Below are 7,119 nucleotides of genomic sequence, written 5' to 3'. Positions count from 1 at the left end.
GCCCGAGTTCAAGACCTACCAGGCCCAGGTCGTCAAGAACGCCCAGGCCCTCGCGGATGAGCTGATGAAGGGCGGTCTCGACATCGTCACCGGCGGCACCGACACCCACCTGATGCTGGTCGACCTGCGCCCCAAGGGCGTCAAGGGCAACGCCACGGAAAAGGCCCTCGGTCGTGCCCACATCACCTGCAACAAGAACGGCATCCCGTTTGACACCGAAAAGCCGACGATCACCTCCGGCGTCCGCCTCGGCACCCCGGCAGGCACCACCCGCGGCTTCGGCGAACCCGAATTCCGCCAGATCGGCCGCTGGATCATCGAGGTGACCGAAGGCCTCGCCGCCAACGGTGAAGACGGCAACGGCGCGGTGGAAGCCAAGGTGAAAGCCGAAGTCGAGGCCCTGTGCCAGGCCTTCCCGATCTATCCGGGGCTGTGAAAGCTGGTAGGCCCGGAGGGACTCGAACCCCCAACCAAGGCGTTATGAGCGCCCTGCTCTAACCAATTGAGCTACAGGCCCGTAGCATGGCCTTGCCTACCAGAACCGGGCGAGGGGTCAAGCGGGCCTCGTTGCACCCTTGCGGGCAATCGTCTATGCGGGCCGCAAGATCGAATCCGCGCGGGGGACAGGCAGATGACCAAGGGCCACAACGGGCTGACCTATGCCGATGCAGGCGTGGACATCGACGCCGGGAACCGGCTGGTCGACCGGATCAAGCCCGCCGCAAAGTCCACCAGCCGTTCGGGCGTGATGGGCGGCCTTGGCGGGTTCGGAGCGCTGTTCGATCTCAAGGCCGCAGGCTACCAGGACCCGATCCTGGTGGCCGCGACCGACGGGGTGGGCACCAAGCTGCGCATTGCCATCGACACCGGCCACGTCGACACGATCGGGATCGACCTGGTCGCCATGTGCGTCAACGACCTTGTCTGCCAGGGGGCCGAACCCCTGTTCTTCCTTGACTACTTTGCCACCGGCAAGCTTGAGGTCGAGGAAGCCACCCGCATCATCACCGGCATCGCCAAGGGCTGCGCCGACAGCGGTTGCGCGCTGATCGGCGGCGAGACGGCGGAAATGCCCGGCATGTATCACAAGGGCGACTTCGACCTTGCGGGCTTTGCCGTAGGCGCGATGGAACGCGGTCAGGACCTGCCACGCGACGTGCAGCAGGGCGATGTCCTCCTCGGCCTTGCATCCAGCGGCGTCCATTCCAACGGCTACAGCTTCGTGCGCAAGGTCGTGGAACTGAGCGGCCTTTCCTGGGACGCCGCCTCACCCTTCTGCGAAGGCACGCTCGGGGAAGCCCTGCTTGCGCCGACGCGGCTTTACGTGAAACAAGCCCTCGCCGCCGTTCGCGCCGGGGGGGTCCACGGCCTTGCCCATATCACCGGCGGCGGCCTGACCGAGAACCCGCCCCGTGTCCTGCCCGAAGGCCTTGCCTGCGAGATCGACCTTGGTGCCTGGATGCTGCCCCCGGTGTTCCGCTGGCTGGCCCAGACCGCCAACATGTCGGAACCTGAACTTCTCAAGACCTTCAACTGCGGCATCGGCATGATCCTTGTCGTGGCGGAAGACCGCGCCGAGGCGCTGACCGAACTATTGACCCAGGAAGGCGAGACGGTGACCCGCCTTGGCCGCATCGTGGAAGGGCAGGGGGTTGTCTACCAGGGCCGCCTTCTATGAAACGCGTCGCCATCCTGATTTCCGGGGGTGGCTCGAACATGCTGGCGCTGGTGCGGGACATGGTCGAGGGCCGTTACGCGCGCCCGGTCCTCGTCGTCTCCAACGACCCGCAGGCAAAGGGCCTGGAGAAAGCCGCAGACCTTGGTGTGACCATCGCCGCCGTCGATCACCGCCCCTTCGGCAAGAACCGTGAGGCGTTCGAGACCGCGCTCGCCAAAGAAATCGATGCCGCAAACCCCGACATCCTGTGTCTCGCGGGCTTCATGCGCATCCTGACCCCCGGCTTCATCCGCCGTTATCAGGGGAAGATGCTGAACATCCATCCCTCGCTGCTGCCGAAATATCCGGGCCTGCACACCCATGCCCGCGCCCTTGCTGCCGGGGACAGCGAAGCCGGCTGCACCGTCCACGAAGTCACCGCCGAGCTTGACGCCGGTCCCCTGATCGGCCAGGCCCGCGTTCCCGTCCTGCCCGGAGATACCGAAGACACCCTCGCGGCCCGCGTCCTGACGCAGGAGCATCGTCTTTACCCGCAGGTCCTGCGCCGCTTTGCGACCGGAGACCGCACCCCGCTCTTACTTCCCTGACGGCCCGTCCGGCCGCGTCAGGATGAAGGCTGATCCCACCGCAATCAGCAGCGATTGCGCCAGCAGTACCTTCCAGGTCAGCCCCAGCATCATCGACACGACCAGCACCCCAGCCATGCTTCCCACGGCCAGCCACTTGGCCCTGCGCGAGATTGCGCCGTTCTCCTCCCAGTTCCGTATCGGCGGCCCGAAGACCGGATGGCCCAGCAGCCAGCCATGCAATCGGGGTGAGGACCGGGCAAAGCACCCCGCAGCCAGTAGCAGAAACGGCGTCGTCGGCAGCACCGGCAGCACTACGCCCAAGAGGCCCATCCCCAGGCAAAGCCCTCCCGCCGCAAGCCAGAAACCCCGCATCCGTGCCTCCGAAAGGGCCACCAAGCCACGCCAACCCCGCCGCGACAACCCCGCTCTTCCCTTTTCCCCCCGATCCGCCTATAGCGGCCCGTAAAATGGGCGGGATGACCCCGCAAGCGAAAGGCAAGTCAAATGCGCACGATCACCACGACCGAAGACCTCGCCGCCTACTGCGCGCTTGCCAAGTCCCAGCCCTTCGTCACCATCGACACCGAATTCCTGCGCGAACGCACCTACTGGTCCAAGCTCTGCCTGATCCAGATGGCACTTCCCGGCGCGGGAGAGGCGGTCCTGATCGATCCGATCGAGGGCTACGAGATGTCGATGGAACCACTCTACGACCTTTTCCGGCACGAGGCGACCGTCAAGGTCTTCCACGCCGCCCGGCAGGACCTTGAAATCTTCTTCGTCGAAGGTGGCGTATTTCCCAAACCCCTGTTCGACACGCAAGTCGCCGCGATGGTTTGCGGCTTCGGCGAACAGGTCGGCTACGAGACGCTGGTCAAGCGCATCGCCAAGGCGAACCTCGACAAGACCTCGCGCTTCACCGACTGGTCGCGCCGCCCGCTGTCCGATGCCCAGAAGGACTATGCCCTTGCCGATGTCACGCACCTGCGGGTGATCTACGAATTTCTCGCCGCCCAGCTGAAGAAAAACGGCCGCGCCGACTGGGTGGCCGAGGAGCTGTCCCTTCTCACCGATCCCGCGACCTACACCGTCAACCCGGAAGAGGCCTGGCAGCGCATCAAGACCCGCACTACGTCGGGCCGCTTCCTGGCGGTGGTGAAGGCGCTGGCGAAGTTCCGCGAAGCCTATGCGCAAGGCCAGAACGTCCCCCGCTCCCGCGTGATGAAGGACGATGCGCTTCTGGAACTCGCCTCCACCCGGCCGACGACGGTCGAAGAACTGGGCCGCTCCCGCCTCCTCCTGCGCGAGGGCCGCAAGCCCGAGATCGCCGACGGAATTCTGGCTGCGGTGAAGGAGGGCCTGGAAATGAAGCCCGAGGACATGCCGAAGATCGACGCCTCGCGCGAACAGATGCAGGTGAACCCCGCACTTGCCGACCTTCTGCGGGTCCTCCTCAAGGCCAAGTCCGAGTCCCTTGGCGTTGCCCCGCGGCTCATCGCCTCGTCGGCTGAGCTTGACCAGATTGCAGCCGGCGACCGCGAGGTCCCGGCCCTGAATGGCTGGCGGCGCGAAGCCTTCGGGGATGATGCGATCCGGCTCTGCAAGGGCGAAATCGCCCTTTCGGCCAGGGGCAGCGAGGTTCGCGTCGTCCAGCTCTGACGGCGCGTTGCGGATTTCGTCACGCCGCGCTTGCGACGAGAAGACGCAGTCGCACGAGGAGCGCCCCTCTAGCGCCGCGCCGAACGTGCGTTGGTTGCGCCCTGCACCACGATTTCGCTGACGTTCTGCAGCTTTACGTCCGATATGTAGATCGCGACGTCTATCTCGCGTGACCGCTGGGTGTTGACGTCCGTCTGGCCGGTCGGGGGCAGAAGCCGGAATTCGTAGACCAGAACGCCGTCGTCGCCCAGATCGCGCGCTACCAGCTCGGCATTCCACCAACCCTGGGTCGGCGTCAGTCCGCGCGCGCGGATCACCGCACCGCCGGGGATCGGTTCGACCTCCATCGACAGCACCGTCTGGACCAGACCCCGCGGATCGGTTTCCTTACCGGGCAGCACGATCGTCTCGCGCGGCTCGGACCGTCGGAACCAGTTGAAGGGGTTCAGCCTGCTGTCTCGCAACCCGCCACAGCCCGCAAGGGTCAGGCCAAGGCCAAGAACGACAAGACGGCGGGAAAGAGGCATGGGTGAGTATCCTGAACAACTGCCTCTTGGGTAGCCGATGGGACCGCATTTGAAAAGCGCTTCTCTGGACTGGACCTTTGGCCTCGGCGGGCTTACCTCACCCCGGACAGAAGGAGCAGCGCATGGCCACCGAAGCCTTCGAAGAGATCGCGGAAACCTTCGACTTCCTGGATGATTGGGAAGACCGCTACCGCCATGTCATCGAACTGGGCAAGGCGATGCCTCCCTTGGACGACAGCTTCAAGGTCCCGGCGCTGAAGGTGCAGGGTTGTGCCAGCCAGGTCTGGCTGCGACCGATGGTCGACGGGGGCAAATTCGACTTCCAGGGCGACTCGGATGCGATGATCGTCCGCGGCCTGATCGCGGTCCTCCACGCGCTTTATTCAGGCGTTCCGCTGGCCGAGGTCGGCAGGATCGACGCCACGGCCGAACTTGGCCGCCTGGGCCTGAACGAACACCTGTCCAGCCAGCGCTCGAACGGGGTGCGCGCGATGGTCCAGCGCATCCGCGAAGAGGCCGCTAGCCGCGCCTGACGGTGACCCGGTCGGTATAGAAGGCCAGGTGCCCTGCAATCGGGGCCACATCCGCGAGCGGCTCCTCGTAGGTCCAGACGGCGTTTTCAAGCACCGCGTCCTCGCCCCGGACCGAATAGTAATTGGCTCGACCCTTCCATGGGCAGGTGGTCGACTTCTCGGTCCGCTTCAGAAGCGACATGTCGATATCTTCGCGCGGGACATAGGTGACGGGGGGATAGCTCCCCTCCTTCAGCTCCAGCGCCTTGTGGCTTTCGCCAAGGGTTACGCCGCCAACGCTGACCGTGACTGGCTCGGCGATTGCGGTAATTGTGATGTGTTCGGCCATTGGTGCCTCCTTCAGATCGGGGCGCAGGCGTGCCTCAACCAGGCAAGGGTAGCGCCCGCGACCCGAGGGGCAAGCTTTTCCAGCACCATCGAATGATAAGCATCAAGCCACCGAACCTCGCCTGGCGACAGTTCCTCGCGCAGGATCAGGCGGCGGTCGAAGGGGACAAAGGTCAGGGTCTCGAAAGACAATTGTGCCCGGTTGTCGCCAAGGGCAGGGGCCTCCTCGACCACGATCAGGTTCTCCAGCCGGATGCCGAAGGCCCCTTCGCGATAGTAACCCGGTTCATTTGACAGAATCATGCCGGGCTCCAGCGGCACCTCCGAGACGCGCGAAATCCGCTGCGGCCCCTCGTGTACCGACAGGAAGGCCCCCACGCCATGCCCCGTCCCGTGATCATAGTCCTGTCCCGCTACCCACAGGTTGAACCTCGCCAGCGCGTCGATGTCCCGGCCCGGCAAGCCTTTCGGGAACCGCACCCGGCTGATCGCGATCAGGCCTTGCAGGACCCGCGTATAGCACTCCCGCGCTTCCTGGCCTGGATCACCCACCGCCACGGTGCGGGTGATGTCCGTCGTCCCGTCCAGATACTGCGCCCCCGAATCGACAAGAAGCAGTTCGTTCTGCCCGACGGGCCGGTTCGTTTCCTCCGTCACCCGGTAGTGCATGATCGCGCCGTGCGGACCCGCGCCGCAGATCGTGTCAAAGCTGATATCATGCAGCGCATTGGTGGCGCGCCGGAAGCCCTCCAGCGCCTGCACCACCGAGATCTCGGTCAGCCCGCCACTGGGCGCAGCTTCGTCCAGCCAGCGCAGGAACTCCACCATAGCCGCCCCGTCGCGCAGATGCGCTTCGCGCGTGGCGGCGATCTCGGCGGTATTCTTGCAGGCCTTGGGCAGACGGCAGGGATCATCCCCCCAGACAACGTCCAGACCCGCGCCTTTCAGAATGTCCGAAACCGCCAGCGGAGCCGTCCCCTTGTCCACCCGCACCGATCCGGTCAGGCTTTTCAGCGCCTGGGCAAAGCCCTCTGTCGGATGCACCCGGACCGCGGGCCCCAGATGCGCCCGCACGTCCGCATCCAGCTTTGCAGAGTTGACGAACAGGTCCACCTGCCCGTCATCATGCAGCACAAGAAAACCCTGCAGCACCGGGTTCTTTGGCACGTCGGCCCCCCGGAGGTTCAGCAGCCAGCACAGCGAATCCGGCAGCGTCACCACCGCTGCCCTCTGCCCGGCCTTCCGCAGTCCCTCGGCCAGCCGGGCGCGCTTGGCGTCATGGTGTTCCCCGGCCAGTTCCACCGGATGCACGAAAGCCTTGCCGCAGGGCGCATCAGGCTGGTCGGGCCAGATCGCGTCCACAAGGTTTTCATCGATTGCAGAGAGGCTTACGCCGATTCCCTCAAGCGATTTCTCAAGCTTGTCGATCTCGTCCGCCGTGTGCAGCCAGGGATCGAACCCCACCACGCCCGCCGACAGCTTCTCCCGTATCCAGTCGCCCGCCTTCACTTCAGGCCAAGGCACCGGAGTGTAGGCCGCAAGATCCACCTGAGCCTTCACCTGTGTGCGATACCGCCCGTCGATGAACACACCGGCTTCTTCGGGCAACACGATGCAGAACCCGGCAGACCCGGTGAACCCTGTCAGCCACTGCAGCCGCTCGTCCCGGGCGGCCACATATTCGCCCTGATGCACATCCGCCCTGGGAACCATGAACCCGGCAATTCCCATCGCCCCCAGCTTCGCCCGCAAAGCGGCCAACCGCGGCGGGCCTTGATCCGGCGAGGCATGGCTCTCGAAGCTCTGGAACATCCCGCAGGCCTTTC

At 65.2% G+C, this 7,119-nt stretch carries 8 protein-coding genes, 1 tRNA gene and 1 pseudogene; 5 read left to right on the top strand and 5 right to left on the bottom strand.

Annotated features, from left to right (window positions below; translation table 11 throughout):
• Window positions 1-436, top strand: a pseudogene (gene glyA / locus Q8M85_RS17940) (serine hydroxymethyltransferase); the annotation flags it as partial.
• 4 nt (window positions 437-440) lie between these two features.
• On the opposite strand, the gene Q8M85_RS17935 reads toward glyA, so the two are convergent.
• A tRNA-Ile gene (locus tag Q8M85_RS17935) sits at window positions 441-517 on the bottom strand.
• Between the two features lie 114 nt (window positions 518-631).
• On the opposite strand from Q8M85_RS17935, the gene purM reads away from it, so the two are divergent.
• On the top strand, window positions 632-1,678 hold the full coding sequence (gene purM / locus Q8M85_RS17930; protein WP_305547123.1) for a phosphoribosylformylglycinamidine cyclo-ligase: 1,047 nt from the start codon (window positions 632-634) through the stop codon (window positions 1,676-1,678).
• On the top strand, window positions 1,675-2,265 hold the full coding sequence (gene purN / locus Q8M85_RS17925) for a phosphoribosylglycinamide formyltransferase (RefSeq protein ID WP_305547121.1): 591 nt from the start codon (window positions 1,675-1,677) through the stop codon (window positions 2,263-2,265). The genes purM and purN overlap by 4 nt, the downstream gene beginning before the upstream one ends.
• Here the strand turns inward: purN and Q8M85_RS17920 are convergent.
• Window positions 2,254-2,619 (bottom strand): YbaN family protein, encoded by a 366-nt coding sequence (locus Q8M85_RS17920; protein WP_305547119.1) that lies wholly within the window; start codon window positions 2,617-2,619, stop codon window positions 2,254-2,256. The two genes, purN and Q8M85_RS17920, sit on opposite strands and share 12 nt — an antisense overlap.
• Window positions 2,620-2,751: 132 nt before the next feature.
• Between Q8M85_RS17920 and rnd the strand changes: the two genes are divergently transcribed.
• A complete protein-coding gene (rnd, locus tag Q8M85_RS17915) occupies window positions 2,752-3,906 on the top strand; it encodes a ribonuclease D (protein ID WP_305547117.1) in 1,155 nt (384 codons plus the stop codon).
• Window positions 3,907-3,974: 68 nt separating this feature from the next.
• Here the strand turns inward: rnd and Q8M85_RS17910 are convergent, their stop codons facing one another.
• Window positions 3,975-4,433, bottom strand: coding sequence for a hypothetical protein (locus tag Q8M85_RS17910; protein ID WP_305547115.1), 459 nt, complete (start codon window positions 4,431-4,433; stop codon window positions 3,975-3,977).
• A 122-nt stretch (window positions 4,434-4,555) separates the two neighbouring features.
• Between Q8M85_RS17910 and Q8M85_RS17905 the strand changes: the two genes are divergently transcribed.
• Window positions 4,556-4,966 (top strand): SufE family protein, encoded by a 411-nt coding sequence (locus tag Q8M85_RS17905; protein ID WP_305547113.1) that lies wholly within the window; start codon window positions 4,556-4,558, stop codon window positions 4,964-4,966.
• Here the strand turns inward: Q8M85_RS17905 and Q8M85_RS17900 are convergent.
• Together Q8M85_RS17900 and Q8M85_RS17895 are read right to left on the bottom strand one after the other, a co-directional pair.
• Entirely contained in the window at window positions 4,953-5,294 is a 342-nt protein-coding gene (locus Q8M85_RS17900) for a DUF427 domain-containing protein (protein WP_305547111.1), read from the bottom strand. The genes Q8M85_RS17905 and Q8M85_RS17900 overlap by 14 nt on opposite strands.
• 11 nt (window positions 5,295-5,305) lie before the next feature.
• Entirely contained in the window at window positions 5,306-7,105 is a 1,800-nt protein-coding gene (locus Q8M85_RS17895) for an aminopeptidase P family protein (RefSeq protein ID WP_305547109.1), read from the bottom strand.
• Between the last annotated feature and the right edge of the window lie 14 nt (window positions 7,106-7,119).

Origin of the sequence: Tabrizicola sp. (assembly GCF_030694085.1) — a bacterium.
Taxonomy (GTDB): Bacteria; Pseudomonadota; Alphaproteobacteria; order Rhodobacterales; family Rhodobacteraceae; genus Tabrizicola.
The sequence above is the reverse complement of the archived record's forward strand: the minus strand, read 5'-3'. Positions and strand labels throughout refer to the sequence as shown.